The 18,434-nt window shown below is 41.1% G+C and carries 15 protein-coding genes; 9 read left to right on the top strand and 6 right to left on the bottom strand.

Annotated features, from left to right (window positions below; translation table 11 throughout):
- The first annotated feature begins 102 nt into the window (after window positions 1-102).
- From PVV57_RS04870 to ligA, 8 genes are all read left to right on the top strand, one after another.
- Window positions 103-1,023, top strand: a complete 921-nt coding sequence (locus PVV57_RS04870) for a D-alanine--D-alanine ligase (protein ID WP_273717832.1) — start codon at window positions 103-105, stop codon at window positions 1,021-1,023.
- Window positions 1,011-1,922 (top strand): cell division protein FtsQ/DivIB, encoded by a 912-nt coding sequence (locus PVV57_RS04875; RefSeq protein WP_273783567.1) that lies wholly within the window; start codon window positions 1,011-1,013, stop codon window positions 1,920-1,922. The genes PVV57_RS04870 and PVV57_RS04875 overlap by 13 nt, the downstream gene beginning before the upstream one ends.
- Window positions 1,919-3,220: a cell division protein FtsA gene (ftsA, locus tag PVV57_RS04880; RefSeq protein ID WP_273783568.1), complete on the top strand. Its 1,302-nt coding sequence runs from the start codon at window positions 1,919-1,921 to the stop codon at window positions 3,218-3,220. The genes PVV57_RS04875 and ftsA overlap by 4 nt, the downstream gene beginning before the upstream one ends.
- Before the next feature lie 63 nt (window positions 3,221-3,283).
- The gene (gene ftsZ, locus PVV57_RS04885; protein ID WP_273783569.1) at window positions 3,284-5,059 is read left to right on the top strand and encodes a cell division protein FtsZ; all 1,776 of its coding nucleotides are present in this window, start codon (window positions 3,284-3,286) and stop codon (window positions 5,057-5,059) included.
- A 214-nt stretch (window positions 5,060-5,273) separates the two neighbouring features.
- The gene (gene lpxC / locus PVV57_RS04890; RefSeq protein ID WP_273783570.1) at window positions 5,274-6,158 is read left to right on the top strand and encodes a UDP-3-O-acyl-N-acetylglucosamine deacetylase; all 885 of its coding nucleotides are present in this window, start codon (window positions 5,274-5,276) and stop codon (window positions 6,156-6,158) included.
- Between the two features lie 161 nt (window positions 6,159-6,319).
- A complete protein-coding gene (locus PVV57_RS04895; RefSeq protein ID WP_273783571.1) occupies window positions 6,320-7,213 on the top strand; it encodes an outer membrane protein assembly factor BamD in 894 nt (297 codons plus the stop codon).
- Between the two features lie 6 nt (window positions 7,214-7,219).
- Window positions 7,220-8,881, top strand: a complete 1,662-nt coding sequence (gene recN, locus PVV57_RS04900) for a DNA repair protein RecN (protein ID WP_273783572.1) — start codon at window positions 7,220-7,222, stop codon at window positions 8,879-8,881.
- 106 nt (window positions 8,882-8,987) lie between these two features.
- Window positions 8,988-11,147 carry an NAD-dependent DNA ligase LigA gene (ligA, locus tag PVV57_RS04905; RefSeq protein ID WP_273783574.1) on the top strand — a complete coding sequence of 720 codons (2,160 nt, stop codon included), beginning with the start codon at window positions 8,988-8,990 and terminating at the stop codon, window positions 11,145-11,147.
- 242 nt (window positions 11,148-11,389) lie between these two features.
- Here ligA and PVV57_RS04910 read toward each other — a convergent pair whose 3' ends face one another.
- From PVV57_RS04910 to PVV57_RS04920, 3 genes are read right to left on the bottom strand one after another with little or no spacing between them, the layout of a single operon-like run.
- Complete coding sequence (locus tag PVV57_RS04910; RefSeq protein WP_273717822.1) at window positions 11,390-13,216, bottom strand: aminopeptidase P family protein; 1,827 nt, start codon at window positions 13,214-13,216, stop codon at window positions 11,390-11,392.
- A 13-nt stretch (window positions 13,217-13,229) separates the two neighbouring features.
- Complete coding sequence (locus tag PVV57_RS04915) at window positions 13,230-14,099, bottom strand: 50S ribosomal protein L11 methyltransferase (RefSeq protein WP_273717821.1); 870 nt, start codon at window positions 14,097-14,099, stop codon at window positions 13,230-13,232.
- A gap of 30 nt (window positions 14,100-14,129) precedes the next feature.
- Entirely contained in the window at window positions 14,130-14,711 is a 582-nt protein-coding gene (locus PVV57_RS04920) for an SCO family protein (protein WP_273717820.1), read from the bottom strand.
- 138 nt (window positions 14,712-14,849) lie between these two features.
- On the opposite strand from PVV57_RS04920, the gene PVV57_RS04925 reads away from it, so the two are divergent.
- Window positions 14,850-15,491, top strand: a complete 642-nt coding sequence (locus PVV57_RS04925; protein ID WP_273783575.1) for a DapH/DapD/GlmU-related protein — start codon at window positions 14,850-14,852, stop codon at window positions 15,489-15,491.
- Between the two features lie 42 nt (window positions 15,492-15,533).
- Here PVV57_RS04925 and PVV57_RS04930 read toward each other — a convergent pair whose 3' ends face one another.
- The 3 genes from PVV57_RS04930 to PVV57_RS04940 form a co-directional block, all read right to left on the bottom strand.
- Window positions 15,534-17,870, bottom strand: coding sequence for an ATP-dependent helicase (locus PVV57_RS04930; RefSeq protein ID WP_273717819.1), 2,337 nt, complete (start codon window positions 17,868-17,870; stop codon window positions 15,534-15,536).
- 111 nt (window positions 17,871-17,981) lie between these two features.
- The gene (locus tag PVV57_RS04935) at window positions 17,982-18,233 is read right to left on the bottom strand and encodes a ribbon-helix-helix domain-containing protein (RefSeq protein WP_273717818.1); all 252 of its coding nucleotides are present in this window, start codon (window positions 18,231-18,233) and stop codon (window positions 17,982-17,984) included.
- A gap of 12 nt (window positions 18,234-18,245) precedes the next feature.
- Window positions 18,246-18,428: a DUF4169 family protein gene (locus tag PVV57_RS04940; RefSeq protein ID WP_273717817.1), complete on the bottom strand. Its 183-nt coding sequence runs from the start codon at window positions 18,426-18,428 to the stop codon at window positions 18,246-18,248.
- Between the last annotated feature and the right edge of the window lie 6 nt (window positions 18,429-18,434).

Raw genomic sequence — 18,434 nt, forward strand, 5'->3', positions numbered from 1 at the left:
GCTAGGTTATTGATTCGCAAGGATAAACCTTGTTTTTCCTGTATGTGGTGCTGATGTCCTTTATATAGACTACATATAGTATGCGAAAGAGGGTGATTTATTATGAAAGATAAACATATAGCTGTGTTAATGGGAGGTTTTTCTTCTGAACGGTCTATTAGTTTATCTTCAGGGGCGGCTTGTGCTGATGTTCTTGAGGAGCTGGGGTATCGCGTGAGCCGCGTGGACGTTGATGCTCATATTGCTTCTGTTCTTGAACAGTTGCAGCCCGATATTGCCTTCAATGCATTGCATGGTCCATTTGGTGAAGATGGTCGGATTCAGGGAATTCTTGAATATTTAAAAATTCCTTATACCCATTCTGGCGTGATGGCATCCGCTTTGGCTATGGATAAGGGACGTGCAAAAATTATTGTTGCAAGTGTTGGGGTTTGTGTTGCTCCTTCTCGTATTATGAACCGCTTTGCTGTTGGACAAACGCATCCCATGGAGCCTCCTTATGTCATTAAACCTGTGTGTGAAGGCTCAAGTTTTGGTGTTGTCATTGTTCAGGAAAATGAAGTTGCACCGCCGCATAATATTGGGGGAGCTGAGTGGGGATATGCCGATGAGGTGATGGTTGAAAAATATATTCCTGGTCGTGAATTGACTTGTGCTGTTTTGGGTAATGAAGTTCTTGATGTATGTGAAATTCTTCCCGATCAACACTTTCCATTCTACGATTATGACTCAAAATATAAAATGGGGGGGTCTATTCACATTTGTCCTGCACAACTTTCACTAAATATTTACCAAAGTGTGCAAAGAATGTCCTTAGCAGCCCATCAGGCGATAGGGTGTCGAGGTGTTAGCCGTTCTGATTTTCGTTTCGATGAGAAAACAGGAGAATTGGTTTGGCTTGAAATTAATACGCAACCCGGTATGACATCGACGTCTCTTCTTCCTGATATTGCAAAAGCGAGCGGCCGTACTTACGGTGATATTGTTCAATGGATGGTGGAGGACGCATCATGTATGCGTTGAATGTTAATAAAACAAATGTTCCGATGGAGGTGCTTTCAGTGCCGACTTTGCCACGTCTTTATCGTCGTTTTCTTCGGTTTATGTTTGAGTTTGTTTTTGTCAATATTCATATTCCACGTCATTTCGGATCTTTTGCTGTTGTCTGGTTTTTCTTTGTTACGGCTTTTTATGGACTTTCATCAAGTGGTCAGATGGCTGTGATTGTAAACACGATCATATTGGATAGTGGTTTTGTGGTCGTCGATGTCGATATAAGCGGTAATAAGCGCTTAGCAAAGCAGGATATTTTTAAAATTTTACAACTTGATGTTGCACCCTCTATATTCACTTTTGATGTTGAAAGAGCCCGCTCTCTTTTGGAAAAACTGGCTTGGGTTCAATCGGCGAATGTTCAGAAGATTTATCCTAATAGAATGCGCATTTCCATCGTGGAGCGTGAACCTTATGCTATTTGGCAACATGATAGCGTAATGGATATTGTTGATCATACGGGGCGTGTCATTGTGCCCTTTAAAGGGGAGATTATTCGGGATTTGCCTCTTGTGGTTGGGCAGGGTGCGCAAAATGCAGCTAAAGGATTTATTGAAGCACTTTCAGTCTATCGGCAAGTGTATGATCGTGTTCGTGCTTTTGTGCGGGTGGGTGATCGGCGTTGGGATCTGGTTTTGGATAATGGAATGCGCGTTATGCTTCCTGAAAATGGTGCCCTTGAAAGGCTTTCTTCTCTTGTTTCGTCCGGTACAATGCAAGATCTTTTATCGCGCGATATCTTTAGTATTGATTTACGTCTTGCTGATCGAATTACTGTTTCTTTATCCGATGAAACGTTGGAGCGTTATAATGCTGATGTCGCAGAAGAAGAACGTATTTTAAAGGCGCGAAAGGCAGGAAACCCATGATGTTGCTCAGATCACATCATCGGGGGGGGCGTAAGACACGTTTTTTAACGGTTCTTGATGTCGGCTCAAGTAAGATTGTTTGTCTTATTGCTTGTTTGCATCCTTTAAAGCATGCACACTATTTACATGGACGTACACATTCTATGGAAATTCTAGGCTTTGGAGTACAGCGTTCACGCGGTATTAAATCTGGTGTTATCATGGATATGTTTGCAGCAGAACAATCAATAAGATTGGCTGTTGATGCGGCAGAAAAAATGGCTGGTTTGGTGGTGGATTCAGTGATTGTGAATTTTTCCTCAAGTCGATTACAAAGTGCTTTGATTCATGGAAAGGTTCATTTGAATGGTCGTGAAGTCACCAAGCGTGATATGCGTATGGCCTTTTCAGATGTTTCGCGTAAAGCTTTTGATGCTGAACGTCATGTTATGCACTCAGTTCCAGTTTCTTATGTATTGGATGGAGATAAAGGAATTTCTGATCCTGTTGGAATGGCAGGCGAAATATTTGGTGTCGACGTGCATGTGGTAACAGCAGAAACAGCCTCTTTGCGTAATTTAGAAACTTGTATTAATCGTGCACATTTGAGTGTTGAAGCAATGGTTGCTACTCCCTTTGCAAGTGGCCTTGCTGTCTTGATGAATGATGAGGCGCATTTGGGGGCTGCATGTATTGATTTTGGTGGTGGAACAACAACATTTTCAGTGTTTTTTGAGGGGAAATTTGTCCATGCGGATGCTCTTGCTGTTGGGGGGCATCATGTCACTCTTGATGTTGCGCGTGGATTTTCTATGTCTCTAACAGAGGCCGAACGCTTAAAAGTTGTTTATGGTTCAGCACTTTTAACAAGCGCTGATGAGCGGCAAATGATTAATGTTGCGGAAATTGGGAATGAAAAACGTGAAACTCAATATCCTCGCGCGGTTCTTGGGCGCATCATTCGTGCGCGTGTTGAAGAAATTTTAGAAATGGTCCGTGATTGTTTAAATCGTTCTGGTTTTGGTCACATCATTGGTAAGCGTGTTATTTTGACTGGGGGAGCAAGCCAGTTAACAGGATTGCCGGAAATGGCACGTACTATATTAGGAAGAAATGTTCGTATCGGGCGGCCTTTAGGTATTTCGAGGCTTCCTTCTCTTGCAAAAGGGGCGGCGTTTACATCTGCTGTTGGGTTGTTAATTTATCCGCAATTGGTAGGGTTTGAAGAAAAAACAATGCAGGTGGCAGGAAATCATTTATCGATGGGCACGCGTGGGTATTTTCAGCGTGTTGGTCAGTGGTTGCGTGAGAGTTTTTAGTTAAGTCTAGTTGGATAAATTTCATCGCTTTGGCTTGCGGTGTCTTATGAGAAGGAAAAGAAAATGACGATTAATCTGCATCGGCCAGATATCGCGGAATTGAAGCCACGCATTACCGTTTTTGGTGTTGGAGGTGGTGGCGGGAATGCCGTGAATAATATGATTAATGCTGGTCTTCAGGGAGTTGACTTTGTTGTTGCAAATACGGATGCACAAGCTTTGGCTATGTCAAAGGCTGAACGTGTTATCCAGCTTGGTGCAGCTGTGACAGAAGGTTTGGGTGCTGGGGCTTTACCAGAAGTTGGACAAGCGGCGGCAGAGGAATGTATTGATGAAATTATCGATCATCTTGCAGACTCTCATATGGTTTTTATTACTGCTGGTATGGGCGGAGGAACTGGAACAGGGGCTGCTCCCGTTGTTGCTCGCGCAGCGCGTGAAAAGGGTATTTTGACCGTTGGTGTTGTGACAAAGCCATTTCAGTTTGAAGGGGCTCGTCGTATGAAAACGGCAGAGGCTGGTATTGAAGAATTACAAAAGTCTGTCGATACATTGATTGTTATTCCCAATCAAAATCTTTTCCGTATTGCAAATGATAAGACAACATTTGCTGATGCTTTTGCTATGGCTGACCAAGTGCTTTATTCTGGTGTTGCTTCTATTACGGATTTGATGATTAAAGAGGGCTTGATTAACCTCGATTTTGCTGATGTTCGTTCTGTTATGCACGAAATGGGTCGAGCCATGATGGGGACGGGTGAAGCATCTGGTGAAGGGCGTGCTTTGGCGGCTGCTGAAGCTGCTATTGCCAACCCATTGTTGGATGATACCTCTATGCGTGGAGCACGTGGTTTATTGATTTCTATTACGGGGGGGCGTGATATGACTCTCTTTGAAGTTGATGAAGCTGCTAATCGTATTCGTGAAGAAGTGGATGCTGATGCGAATGTGATCTTTGGGGCTATTGATGATGAGTCATTGGAAGGTGTTATTCGTGTGTCCGTGGTTGCCACCGGTATTGATCGTGAGGTTAATGATGTGGTTCAGTCCTCTCAGCCTCAGCTTCAAAGGCCAACCTCTTCAATACGCAAGAGTGATCCTGGAACGCCACACAGCTCTTTTCATGTTCAGTCATCGCCCTTGCGTTCTGAATCAATGGTGGAAGTCATCGAATCACTTGAAATAGAAAAGAGAAAGCCAGCAGGAGAACAGTTTCGTCCCAAAAGTCAAATTTTTGCACAGCCTGTAGAAGCAATGACGACACGAAGTGCAACAAAAACTGTTGCTTATGGTTCAAATACTATGCAGGATCAGATATCAAATGGTCCACGTATGCAAGTAAGCCGTGGTTCTCAACAAGCTACTATGACGGCTCCTGTGAGTATGGAGGCAACAGCGCATGTTCTTGATGAGATGACAGGAATCGTGAAGCAAAAAGAAAAGCCAGTGCAACCAAAACAAATGCAACAGATGCAAGCACGTGCTCCAATGCGTATGCCTGAGTTAAAGGATTTTCCTCCTGTTGCTCATGCACAAAGTCAAAGAACATCTGTGACTGATCAAAATCCTCGTAATCTTTGGCAGCGTTTGAAACAGAGCTTGACACATCGTGAGGAAGCAGAGCCAGAAGCAAGGTTAGAACCTGCTGTGAGATCGTCACAGCAGCAAGAGTCTCACGTTTACAATAAAAATTCTCAGGCGCTTTCTCAAGATGCTTCTGTTTATGTTCCACGCCGTTCTGGTGAGTTGCATCCTCAGGTACCACAAGAACAGCGTACTTTTATTAGTGAAGAAGATCAGTTAGAAATACCGGCGTTTTTACGTCGTCAGGTGAATTAATTGATAAAAAATGAGGAAAAGTAAGGAATTTTACGATTTTTTTTACGATGAGTCAGAAATTATGAAGTAAAATACGCTATTATTTTGAATAAAATACTTTGTTTTTTAAAACCGCTTATATTAAGCGGTTTTTTTATTATTATTTACTATGAATATTTTTTTAATGGTTTTATAAATTTTGTTAAAAGATGTAAAAGAAATGCAATAAAATAATATGATGAACTTGGTGCCAAAATATCAGTCTACTCTTAAAAAAGCAGTGACATTTAAGGGGATTGGCGTTCACAGTGGCTGTTTGTCAGTGGTAAAGGTCTGTCCAGCCGATGTTGGGTGTGGTATTCTTTTTAAGCGTTGTAGATTAGACGGAACAGAGAAAATATTTCAAGCCCATGCATCACAAATCGGAGAAACTGAGTTATCAACCATGCTTGGAGATGGAGAGGTAAGGGTTGAAACAATTGAACATTTGATGGCAGCCATTGCTGCTTATAATTTGGATAATCTTGTCATTGAAGTGTCGCATAACGAGATCCCTATTTTAGATGGTTCTGCAGGGCAATATTGCCAAGCTTTTGAAGATGCTGGCATTGTCCAGCAAAATGCATACCGTTCTTATTTCATTATAAAAAAACCGTTGCGGGTTGAAGGAGTTCATGGTTTTGCAGAGCTTTTGCCATTTGATGGGCGTCGTTTTGATGTAACGATCTCTTTTCCTTCTTCTGCTATTGGTAAACAACATTTTAGTTTTGATCTTACTACACGAGGATTTCGAGATGATTTGTCCCGTGCACGTACTTTTGGTTTTCTCAAAGACGTGGAAAAGTTACGGGCTTTGGGAAAGGCGAGAGGCGCTTCTTTGGAAAATTCTCTTGTTATTAGCCTTAATGACAAAATTTTAAATTCCGATGGTCCTTATTGGGAAAATGAATGTGTTCGGCACAAGATGCTTGATGCGATTGGTGATACTGCTTTGCTCGGGGGCCCTTTTATCGGATTATTTCGTTCTTATTGTAGTGGACATAGAATTAATGCACAATTGGTGAAAGCTGTGTTGGCAGACGAATCATATTATGAAAAAAGCTCTTTAGAGAAAGAATAAAAGAAAATTGACAAGACTTTTTGGTCGTTTATTTGATTTTTAAGGGGATGATTGACCTAAACTGCTAAATTGGTTATGTGCATTTAAAAGTGATATGGTATAAAAACTTTTAACAAATTGTTTTTTCTACAAGGTGATATTCTCTGGAGGCCGGAAAAACTATGAAAAAATCTTATGTGTGCATTAGAAATATGGCATATAAAAAATCTAATATTGTGCGCAAGATATTGGGGGTGGTGCTTTTGGGAAGCACTTGTATGTTAGCGGGATGTCTCTTTAAAGAGAAAAATACCCTTGATCCATCTGCTTATGTTTTGAAAATAGATCCCCCCGATGTTCTCTATAACCAGGGGCTTGCTAGCCTTGAGAGTGGGCGGCTTGGGGATGCAGCGAAGAAGTTTTTGAAGATTGAAAAACAGTACGCTTATACAGATTGGGGCCGTAAATCTTTAGTCATGGGTGCTTTTACAAATTATCGACTCGGAAAGTATGATGATTCAATTAGTATGGCTCAACGCTATATTACTCTTTATCCAGGGTCTACTGACTCGGCTTATGCGTACTATATTATTGGTCTTTCTTCTTTCCGTCGGATTCCTGACGTTACGCGTGATCAACGTGATACAAAACGTGCTATTGCTGCGATGCAGCTCCTTATAGAGCGTTATCCGAATTCTGAATATGTCAAAGATGCTAAGGATAAAATACGTTTCGGGCGCGAACAGCTGGCTGGTAAAGAAATGCAGATTGGCCGTTATTATGAAGAGGGGCGGCGTTATCTTGCTGCAAGTAGACGGTTTCGTACCGTTGTTGAAGAGTATTCTGATACAAATCAAATTGAAGAAGCGCTTTTCCGTTTAACGGAAGTTAATCTTGCTCTTGGTTTAACAGCGGAAGCACAGACGGCAGCAGCTATTTTAGGACGTAATTATCCCAAAAGTGAATGGTATAAATTTTCTTATAATCTCTTACAGAAGAATAAAATATCGCCACATGAGCATAAATCTTCTTGGATCTCAAATGCTTTAGGTAGTGATAAGAAGAGAGCACGTTGATTCTCTATGCTGGTACAGCTTTCGATTCATAATATTGTTTTGATCGAAACGCTCGATATTCATTTTACGGCGGGATTGACGGTTTTAACTGGTGAAACAGGGGCGGGAAAGTCTATTCTCCTTGATGCTTTGTCCCTTGCTCTTGGAGGACGGGGGGATGCTTCGCTTGTGCGTCATGGTACTGAACGCGGGCAAGTTACAGCTGTTTTTGATGTCCCTATTTCACATCCTGCGCGTCAGCTTATTCGTGAGAATGGTCTTGATGAGGAAGGCGATATCATTTTACGGCGTGTGCAATCGAGTGATGGGCGGAGTCGTGTTTTTATCAATGATCAGGTGGCGAGTGTTGCATTGATGCGGAGTGTTGGCCGTCAGTTGGTTGAAATCCATGGACAGCATGATGATCGTGCGCTTGTTGATGTTGCTACACATCGCCAACTATTAGATGCTTTTGGCGGGCTTGAAGATGAAGTAGAAAATTTGCGCCAGTGTTATCGGGTATGGCATGAATGTGAAGAGCGTTTGCAAAAACAGCGTTTTAAAGTGGAAAATGCAATGCGTGAGATGGACTATCTTCGTGCGTGTGTGCAAGAACTTGAAAAGCTTGATTTTCAAGTTGGTGAAGAGGAGGCTCTTTCTCTTCGCCGAGCTGATATGCTTAAATTAGAAAAAATAGCGACGGATATTAAAGAAGCGGATGATCTTTTAAGTGGTCAAAAATCGCCAATTCCGGTGCTTTCTAATTTGGTGAGGCGTTTGGAGCGGAAAACTCCTGAGGCAGAAGAACTCATTGCACCAGTCGTGAAGTCTATTGATGAGGCATTGTGTGCACTTGCGACAGCACAGGAAGGGATTGAGGCGGCAATGCGGGCATTGGATTTTGAACCTGATGAATTGGAACGGATAGAAGAACGTCTTTTTACTCTTCGGGGGTTTGCTCGTAAATATCAAGTCTCTGCGGATGAATTGGTTCAGTTGCGCGATAAAATGGATGCTGAACTTACTGATTTTGAGGAGGCTCAGAACACGTTAACACGTTTTGAAGATGAGGCAAGGGAGGCACAGAAAAATTATGATACATTGGCAGAAGTCTTAACGATAAAGCGTCGAGAAACAGCAAAGCATTTATCTGAAAGTGTTATGGCTGAGTTGCCGGCATTAAAATTAGAAAAGGCAGAATTTATTGTTGAAATGCAGACTGATGTTGAAAGGCGAAGTGCAGAGGGGTGTGATCGTATTGAATATTGGGTGCGGACCAATCCTGGAACACGGGCTGGACCTATGCTGAGTGTTGCTTCTGGTGGTGAATTGTCTCGTTTTTTATTGGCATTAAAGGTTGTGTTATCTGATCGAGGATCTGCTCCCACACTGATTTTTGATGAAATTGATACAGGCGTTGGGGGCGCTGTTGCGGCGGCTATTGGACAACGGTTGCAACGTTTGTCAGAACATGTTCAGGTTTTTGCAATTACGCATGCACCGCAGGTTGCATCGAAAGCGCATAGTCATTTTCTTATTTCAAAGATTGAAAGTGATGATAAAGGACGCTTTGTTACGGCTATTCATAAAATGGAAGAGCATGAACGTGCAGAAGAAATTGCTCGTATGTTGGCAGGAGAACAGATTACTGAGGAGGCACGGGCTGCTGCTCAAAAGCTTCTTGCATAAAGGTTCAGTGATTCAGCGATCTGGCGAGCGTATGTTCATTTGAATTCTGTTTGTGACAAAGAGTTGAGATCCTTATAGCTATAGCCCATCATTTGGAATAGATTTTATGAACAAGGACGGAATTAAAAACCTCACTGCTGTTGAAGCAGAAAGTGAATTAGAGTGGCTAGCAAAAGAGATTGCACGTCATGATGTGCTTTATAATCGTGATGACCAGCCTGAAATTTCTGACGCAGAATATGATGCTCTTCGCCGGCGTAACGCAGAAATTGAAGCTCTCTTTCCAGAGCTTATTCGTGCCGATTCTCCTTCACATAAAATTGGAGCATCGGTTTCAGAAAAGTTTGAAAAATCTGTTCATGCACAGCCTATGCTTTCCCTTGATAATGCTTTTAGTGCTGCAGATGTTACTGAATTTGTTGAGCGTGTGCGTCGTTTTTTACGGCTTCCAGAAACACAAATATTGGAAATAACAGCGGAGCCAAAAATTGACGGTTTATCGTTGTCTTTGCGTTACGAAAAGGGGCGGCTTGTATGTGCGGCAACGCGGGGTGATGGGACTGTTGGTGAAAATGTGACGGCGAATGCTCGAACAATTGCTGATATTCCACAAGTTTTGCAAGGTGATGTTCCTGATATCATTGAGGTTCGCGGTGAAGTTTATATGGGGCGGGAAGATTTCCAAGCACTTAATATCAACCAACAAGAGAACGGAAAGTTAACCTTTGCTAATCCTCGAAATGCCGCTGCCGGTTCACTCCGTCAACTTGATTCACGGATAACTGCCAGCAGAAAGCTTCAATTTTTTGCTTATGCTTGTGGTGAAGTGAGTGAAATATTTGCACAAAGTCAAATGGAGATGATGAAAAAGCTAAAAGAATATGGCTTTATTATCAATCCATTAATAAAAGTTTTTAAGACAATAGAAGAAATTATTTCCTATTATCGTGATATCGAAGAACGCCGTCATTCTTTAAACTATGATATTGATGGTATTGTTTATAAGGTTAATGATTTGATGCTCCAAAAGCGCTTGGGGTTTGTTTCTCGTTCACCGCGTTGGGCAATAGCGCATAAATTTCCAGCAGAAAAAGCGATAGCGCTTTTGGAAGCTATTGACATTCAAGTCGGTCGTACGGGAGCTTTGACGCCTGTTGCACGTCTTACGCCTATTACTGTTGGTGGGGTGGTGGTGACCAATGCTAGTTTGCATAATGAGGATTATATTAAGGGAATTGGTCATAAAGGAGAACTCATTCGTGAAGGGCGCGATATTCGTATAGGGGATAGTGTGATTGTACAACGTGCTGGTGATGTCATTCCTCAAGTTATTGATGTTATCATTGAAAAGCGCTCCAAAAATGCTGCTGTTTTTATTTTTCCTCATCTCTGTCCTGCTTGTGGCAGCCATGCTGTTCGTGAAGTGGGAGAAGCAGTGCGTCGTTGTACGGGGGGGCTTATTTGTCCTGCACAGGCGATTGAGCGTATTCGTCATTTTGTTGCACGCAATGCTTTTGATATTGAGGGCTTAGGTAAAAAACAGGTAGAGTTTTTTTTTCATGCTCAAGATGAGGCGCTTTGTATTCATACACCAGCCGATATTTTTACTTTAGAACGGCGCCAAGAAAAGTCTCTGATACGTTTGGAAAGTATGGAAGGTTTTGGGACTGTTTCAGTTCGGAAATTGTATGATGCCATTAATGCTCGCCGCGAAATTCCTTTAAGCCGTTTTTTGTTTGCATTGGGAATTCGTCATGTTGGAGAGGTGAATGCACGTCGCCTTGCACGGGCTTATCAAACTTATACAGCTTTTGAAACTGCGGCGATGGAAGCACTTATGCCATGTGAGCAGGAAAATAATGAAGGCAATGAAGCTTGGCTGGAGCTTACCAATATCGAAGGAATTGGACCACAGGTGGGGAGCGCAATTGTTGATTTTTATAAGGAAGCACATAACCGTGAGGTTTTGTCTGTTTTGCTTGAAGAAGTAACCCCTCTTGATGAGGCGCCTATCATGATAGATTCTTCACCAATAGCGGAGAAGATTATTGTTTTTACAGGAACTTTAGCGCATATGTCACGCGATGAAGCAAAAGCATTGGCAGAACGATTAGGGGCAAAGACTTCAGGTTCACTTTCTAAAAAAACAGATATTCTTGTTGCAGGGCCTGGAGCGGGATCAAAATTGACTAAAGCACAAGAATTAGGTGTTGAGGTTATCGATGAAGAAACTTGGCTACAGCTGATTGAGGAACATAATGTTTAGGGAGATGACCCTCAAGCATGAAGAATACGCATGTCTTTATTTTTCTCATTAGATGCAATTTATTGGTATTGAAAGTTCATTTATAATTATTTTTTTATGCTGTAAAATCTTGTCTTATCAAGATAATAAGCTAATGAGGAGATGTTTTGAAGAGTTCCTCGTGTTCAGTGCACATTTTTGCTTGGAAAAAAGCAGGGATGTGCGTGTTAGAAAGCGTTAAAAAATATTTTTGTGCTTTTTACTTAAAGGGGCATTGTTGCTTCTTTCGCCCATTCCTTTTCTTCTTCATTAAGGTAGGGTGCATTCATCTGATAAACACGCGCATGGTAATCATTAAGCCATTGCTGCTCTTCTTGTGTCAAAAGCTCTGGGAGGATGAGCTTTCGATCAATGGGGCAATGGGTGAGTGTTTCAAATGAGAGCATTTCTATCTCTCCACCAGTAATTTTTTGTTCTGGTTTCACAATGAGTAAATTTTCAATACGAATACCAAAAGCACCTTCGCGATAATATCCAGGTTCATTAGAAACAATCATTCCAGGGATCAATTCTTGGCTCCCTCTACATGAAATATTTTGTGGTCCTTCATGAACAGAGAGATAAGAACCAACACCATGCCCCGTGCCATGGGCGTAATCAAAACCGGCTTTCCATAAGGCAATGCGTGCTAGAACATCAATATCTTGTCCGCGTGTTCCTTTTGGAAAGCAAGCGGTTGAAAGAGCAATCATGCCTTTAAGGACCAGAGTAAAACAGCGTTTTTCTTCTTCTCCAATATTCCCAATTGCTACTGTGCGTGTGACATCTGTGGTGCCATCACGGTATTGTCCACCTGAATCCACAAGATAAAGTTCTCCAGACTTGAGTTGTTTATTGGTTTCATTCGTTACACGGTAATGGATGATTGCGCCATTTGCGCCTGCTGCTGATATTGTATCAAAAGAGAGATCTTCAAGTTTTTTTCCCATATCTTTTGCTGTATTTATGCGAAATTCTTCTAATTTCTGAGCAGCAGAAATTTCACTTATTGTGCCTGATGTTTGTTTGTCTAACCAAGCAAAAAAACGGGTAAGAGCGACACCATCGCACAGATGTGCTCTCCGCGCCCCTTCTAGTTCTGTGTTATTTTTAATGGCACGGGGTAGAGCAGCAGGGTCGGTCAGTGTTATGAAAGATTTTTCATCTTCTTCAAGTACAATGCGTAACTTTTCGCATGTTAACTGTGGATCTAAGGCAAAAATCATGCCTTTTTGATTATAATCTTTGATCTTTACAATAAACTGTTCTGGTTCATATAATTTTGCATAACGTTCCAGATATTGTTTTTCTTCTATGCCAAGCTTTTTGCTGTCAATGAATAAGGCTGGTGTTTCTTCTACGGGTATTAGGGCAAAACAAAGAGAAAAAGGTGTATTGGAAACGTCATTGCCACGTATATTGAATATCCATGCAATAGAGGAGGGATCTGTAAAAATAAAAGCATCTGCACGGGCTTGTTGTACGTCTTTGCAAATTAAAGATAGCTTTTCATCACTCTCCCATCCTGCATATTGAAGAGGATGAAGTGATAAGGCAGATTGTGGTGATGGTGGTTGATCATGCCAAATAAGGTCAATGGGATTTTGTTGGACTGCTATAAGCTTTCCACCTGCTTTTATCTCTAAGGATTTTCTCAATGCATCTGTCGCGGCGACCGTGTGGAGCCATGGATCAAAACCAATAGAAAGTTGTTTTCCATTTCTTTTAAGCCATTGTGAGGGAGGACACTTTACGAGATCTTCATATTCAAAAATATGAGGATCAGTTTGTTGACGAACTTGGAGTTTATAGCGTCCATCTGTAAAAATAATGGCTTTATTCTTTAAAATGAGAGCGATCCCTGCTGAGCCAGTAAAACCAGTAAGCCAACTTAGGCGTTGAGCATGGGGGGGGACATATTCTCCTTGATGTTCATCACTTCGTGGAACAAGAAAACCATCAAGTCCAAGCCGATCGAGTTCTTTACGAAGAGAGGTAATACGTCCCAGGGCATGGGTGGGGTTTGTTGTTGCTTCAAAAGATTGATACATAACCACGTCCTTTTTATTTAAGATGTATCGTAACCCATTCTTGACGGTGGTATGTTTCAATGTGTTTCAGCCCCTGTTTTACATAAGCTTCCAAGACAAGATCATGTTGTTCTTCAAGAATTCCAGAGAGTATAAGTGATCCACCTTTTTGAAGGACTTGAACCATTTCTGCTGCAAGTTCAATAAGCGGATTGGCAAGGATATTGGCAATGATGAGATCAAAGGGCGCACGTGATGCAATTTCATCATGGGTAAAACCTGTTGCTGTAATTGCCGTAATATATTTTTCTACACCATTGAGTGCGATATTGTGTTGTGCAACGTTGATAGCGATTGGATCAATATCAGTTGCAAGTATAGTAATAGGTTTGAGCTTTGCTATGGCAATGGCTAAGATTCCACTGCCTGTTCCAAGATCAAGGGCATTTTGTGGATTTTCGTGTTTTATGGCTTTGGCAATCATTTCCAAACAACCGGCTGTTGTTCCATGATGTCCAGTGCCAAAAGCTTGATTCGCGTCAATTTCAATAGGAAAAACACCTTGTGGGATGTCATTACGGTTGTGACTTCCATGAAGGAAAAAAGGACCGGCATGTACTGGTTTTAGTCCTTCTAGACTTTTTTGTACCCAATCAATATTAGGCAAAACTTCATGGTTAATTTTATGAGGATCTATAGAAAGGATCTGTGCAAAACGTTTCGAAATACGCTCTTGATTATCTTGATCGATATACAGAGAAAGCTCATATACAGCATTTTTTTCGTCTATCTCTACAAGAGCCAAAGGATACCCTTCTTCTTCAAAAGCTGTTTCTATAAGCGTATAAAATCGTTCTGCTTCACTTTTAGGAGCAGTATAATACAGACGAATTTGCTGTGACATCTTGTTCTTTCTTTATAATCAGCTTTTTATTTAGTTTGAGACAAGTTTTTTGAGTCGTTCAATGGCGATTTCGTCTTTTAATTCATTATCGTCTTCTTTGGGTTCATAACGGATAACACCTGCTAACTTCCCACCTTTTTTGAGTAAAAAAATTGCTGCCGTATGGTCGTAAGTATAGTTTCCATCTGTCCCAGGCATTTTTTCAGCAACGATGTTGAAAGAATTGACCATTTTATGAACTTTTTCAGGATCTCCACTAATGCCAACAATTTTATTGGAAAAATTACTGAGATATTCATGAAGTATTTCCGGTGTGTCTCGTTCAGGATCAACAGTCACGAACCATTTTCCTAATTTATCACTCTCAGTTCCAAGGGCTGTAAGCCATCGATCAAGATTCATCAATGTCGTAGGACAGATTTCAGGGCACATCGTAAAACCGAAGAAAATAATTGAAGGCTTACTGCGAACATCAGCTTGGGTAACAGTTTGTCCATTTGAATCGGTGAGAGTGAAGTCATCACCTAAAGGCTTATTTATCAATGTATCATAAATAAAAATCCCCCCAAGAAATATAACTGTTAGGCTGAAGATGCGGATTACATTTTTCATCGCTTTTCTCTCTTAAAAGTGCCAAAAAATTCTAGCATTGGCTGATTTCTTTTGCAATGTTTGTTTCACGGTTGATTTTATGGGTTTGGTTGGTATGTCTTTCCATATTTCTTGATGAAACAATTGATGGAAGGCAATATGAATATTGAGAATGATCTTCGATTCCATGAAAGTAAACCGCGTATTCATACGACGGCACGGCTGCATGGTTGTAAATTAGGGCGCTATGTGGAAATTAATGAGCGGGTGATTTTGCGGGATGTAACCGTTGGGGATTTTTCTTATTTAGAACGTAACAGTGAGGCTATTTATAGCGATATTGGGCGTTTTTGTTCTATTGCATCTCATGTACGGATGAATGCATTGGAGCATCCCATGGAGCGCATTTCAACGCATAAAATAACCTATCGTCCAAACGAATATTTTCGTTATAGAGCACTCGATCGTTCTTTTCGTGAAAGGCGTTGTGCAAAACGCGTTATCATTGGGCATGATGTGTGGATTGGGCACGGAGCGGTTATTATGCCTGGGATAACAGTGGGACATGGGGCAGTTATTGGAGCTAATGCTGTTATAACAAAAAATGTGATGCCTTATACGATTGTTGTTGGAGTTCCGGCTAAACGCTTGCGGATGCGTTTTTCCACTCATCTGATAGAAGATCTTTTAGATATGGCTTGGTGGGATTGTCCGCTTGATAAAATTCACAACGCATTGCCTGATATGCAAAATTTACCCATTGAAGCTTTTGTTCGCAAATGGAAAGGACATTCAGAATAAAATAAAGTGGTCTTTTGAAAAAACTGATTGTGGTTTTTTTCGTTAAGCTTTGTCTACAAAATTATCCAGTACACGCTTTTCTCCAGCTTTTTCAAACATTATTGTCAATTTATGATCATCTATTGCAGTGATATGACCATAACCGAACTTTATATGAAAAATTCGATCATTGATTGCAAAATTTGATGGTGCGTCAGAGACTGATTGAGCGATAACTTTGCCTTCAATATTTTTGTTTTTTTGTGCACGTTTTTGTCTTGGTGTTGCATAGTCATTATAAAAGGAGTCTTGATGTTGAAAGGAGTATTTTCCATAACCACCATAAGATGTGTCCATGGCTACGGCTTCTACATGTTCTGCTGGTAATTCATCTAGAAAACGGGAAGGAAGAGCAGGTTGCCAAAGTCCGTGAACTCTGCGGTTGGATACAAACCATATATGCAGATATTTTTTTGCTCTTGTAAGCCCCACATAAGCAAGACGCCGTTCTTCTTCTAACCCTGAACGTCCACCTTCATCTAATGAGCGCTGATGGGGAAAGAGTCCTTCTTCCCAACCTGGAAGAAAAACTGTTTCAAATTCAAGCCCTTTAGCGGAATGAAGTGTCATGATGTTGACGGCATCCATGTTTTCATTATTTTCCGTTTCCATAACCAGTGCAACATGTTCTAAAAAGCTTTGAAGATTTTCAAATTGTTCCATGGAACGGATCATTTCTTTAAGGTTCTCTAGTCGTGTGGGCGCTTCTGGTGAGCGATCTTCTAACCACATGGTTGTATAACCAGAATCATCAAGAATGATCTCGGCAAGCTCTCTGTGAGGAGTGCATTGCAGCATATTTTGCCAGCGGCGGAAGTTTTCAATGAGGCTTCGTAAAGCACTGCGTGCTTTAGGTTTTAACTCGTCTGTTTCAATGATATCAGCGGCAGCGGAAAAAAGAGAAACAGCACGTGCGCGCGCACTCTCATAAAGAATGCGCAGGGTTGCATCGCCTATGCCGCGTTTAGGTGTATTAATAATACGCTCAAAAGCTAAATCATCAGCAGGGTGGACAACAACGCGTAAATAAGCCATGGCATCACGTATTTCCATTCGCTCATAAAAACGAGGACCACCAATGACGCGATAGTTAAGGCCAAGCGTTACAAAGCGATCTTCAAATTCACGCATTTGAAATGATGCACGTACCAATATAGCCATATGATTTAATGCATGACCGCTTTGTTGGGCGCGCTCGATTTCTTCTCCGATTGCTCGCGCTTCTTCTGTCGAATCCCATGCTGAATGAATTTTTACTTTTTCTTCCTCACTCTTTATTTGAGCAGAAAAAAGGACTTTGCCCAGTCTTTCTTCATTATGAGCAATCAGATGGGAGGCGGCTTTAAGAATATGGGATGTTGAGCGATAATTGCGTTCTAGACGAATAATTTTGGCAGAAGGAAAATCTTTTTCAAATCGTAATATGTTCTCGACTTTTGCACCACGCCATCCATAAATGGATTGATCATCATCGCCAACACAACAAAGATTAACATTTTGACCTTGAGGATGTTGTGCCAAAAGGCGAAGCCAAAGATATTGTGCTGTATTTGTATCTTGATATTCATCGACAAGAATATAGCGAAATTGAGAATGATATTCGCGAAGAATATCTGGATTGTGTTGGAAGATAGAGATAGAATGAAGCAGAAGATCGCCAAAATCACAAGCATTAAGATCTTTTAATCGATTTTGATAACTGCGATAAAGTTCGCGTCCCATACCGTTGCCAAAGGAATGCGCATCACTTTTTGAGATATGTTCTGGTGAAAGCCCTTGATTTTTCCAAGAATCAATCATCATGGCAAGATTTCGTGCAGGCCAACGCTTATCGTCTAAGCCTTCAGCTTGAATAAGCTGTTTTAAAAGTCGAAGAACATCATCGCTATCGAGAATTATAAAGTTTCTTTTTAAATCAACAAGCTCTGCATGGCGGCGTAAAATTTTAGCACCAGTGGAATGAAAAGTTCCAAGCCACGGCATCCCTTCAACAACTTCACCAATGAGTTCACCAATACGTATTTTCATTTCACGGGCTGCTTTGTTGGTGAAAGTGACAGCGAGTATTTGTTGAGGAGAGGAAAGCCCAGAGCGCAGAATATGAGAAATACGGGTTGTTAAAACGCGTGTTTTTCCAGTACCAGCACCTGCAAGAACTAAAAGAGGTCCCTCAGTATTTATAACAGCTTGTTGCTGTTCTGGATTGAGTTGTCCTAAATAGTCTGTGTTATATGATTTTTTTTCTCTTAGAACATGGGAAGAAATCCCAGAGTGTTTCTCATCATGGTCTGGGGGGGCATCTTCTTCAAAGAAAGGTATGTGATCGGAAAAATTATTCATTATACCTTTTTTGTAATCTTTTTTTCATTAAAGTGCTAGGTTTAAAAAACTTTTCTTTTAAAAGCTACAATAGTCTTCATTGAACGAGAGATGTTAAAACAAAAGCAAGTATTAAAGACGTTTTGTCAGAATACTTTGAAGGGCGTAAATGCGTAACGAGGCCGAAAGATTGACTTGTTGAGGTCTTTGGCTATCAATATCAGTGATAATAAAGGCTAAAGATTGTCCTTTTTTGCGGGCTATATCTTTGAGAATATCTAAAAATGGCGGTTCTAAAGAGACACTTGTTGCGTGTCCATCAACGCGAACAGATATCTTTTGTGGCGTGACTTTTGACCAATCGATAGAATTACGTTCGTTCATTTCCCCGCCTCTTTATTCGTCGTTTCGTAAACGATTTTGATCAAGAAATTTTTGCATTTTGAAAGATTTTTGTTGCTCGAAAAGTTTTTCAGTTTTTGTTCGTCCAAAACGATAGCGATTCTCCTCAGCATGAAGCGCTTTTTCTGCACGCTTTTTTTGTTTTCGAAATTGGCGAAGATTTATCGGTTCAGTCATGAGAAA

The sequence above is a fragment of the Bartonella sp. AU15XJBT genome (genome assembly GCF_028618615.1).
Classification (GTDB): Bacteria; Pseudomonadota; Alphaproteobacteria; order Rhizobiales; family Rhizobiaceae; genus Bartonella.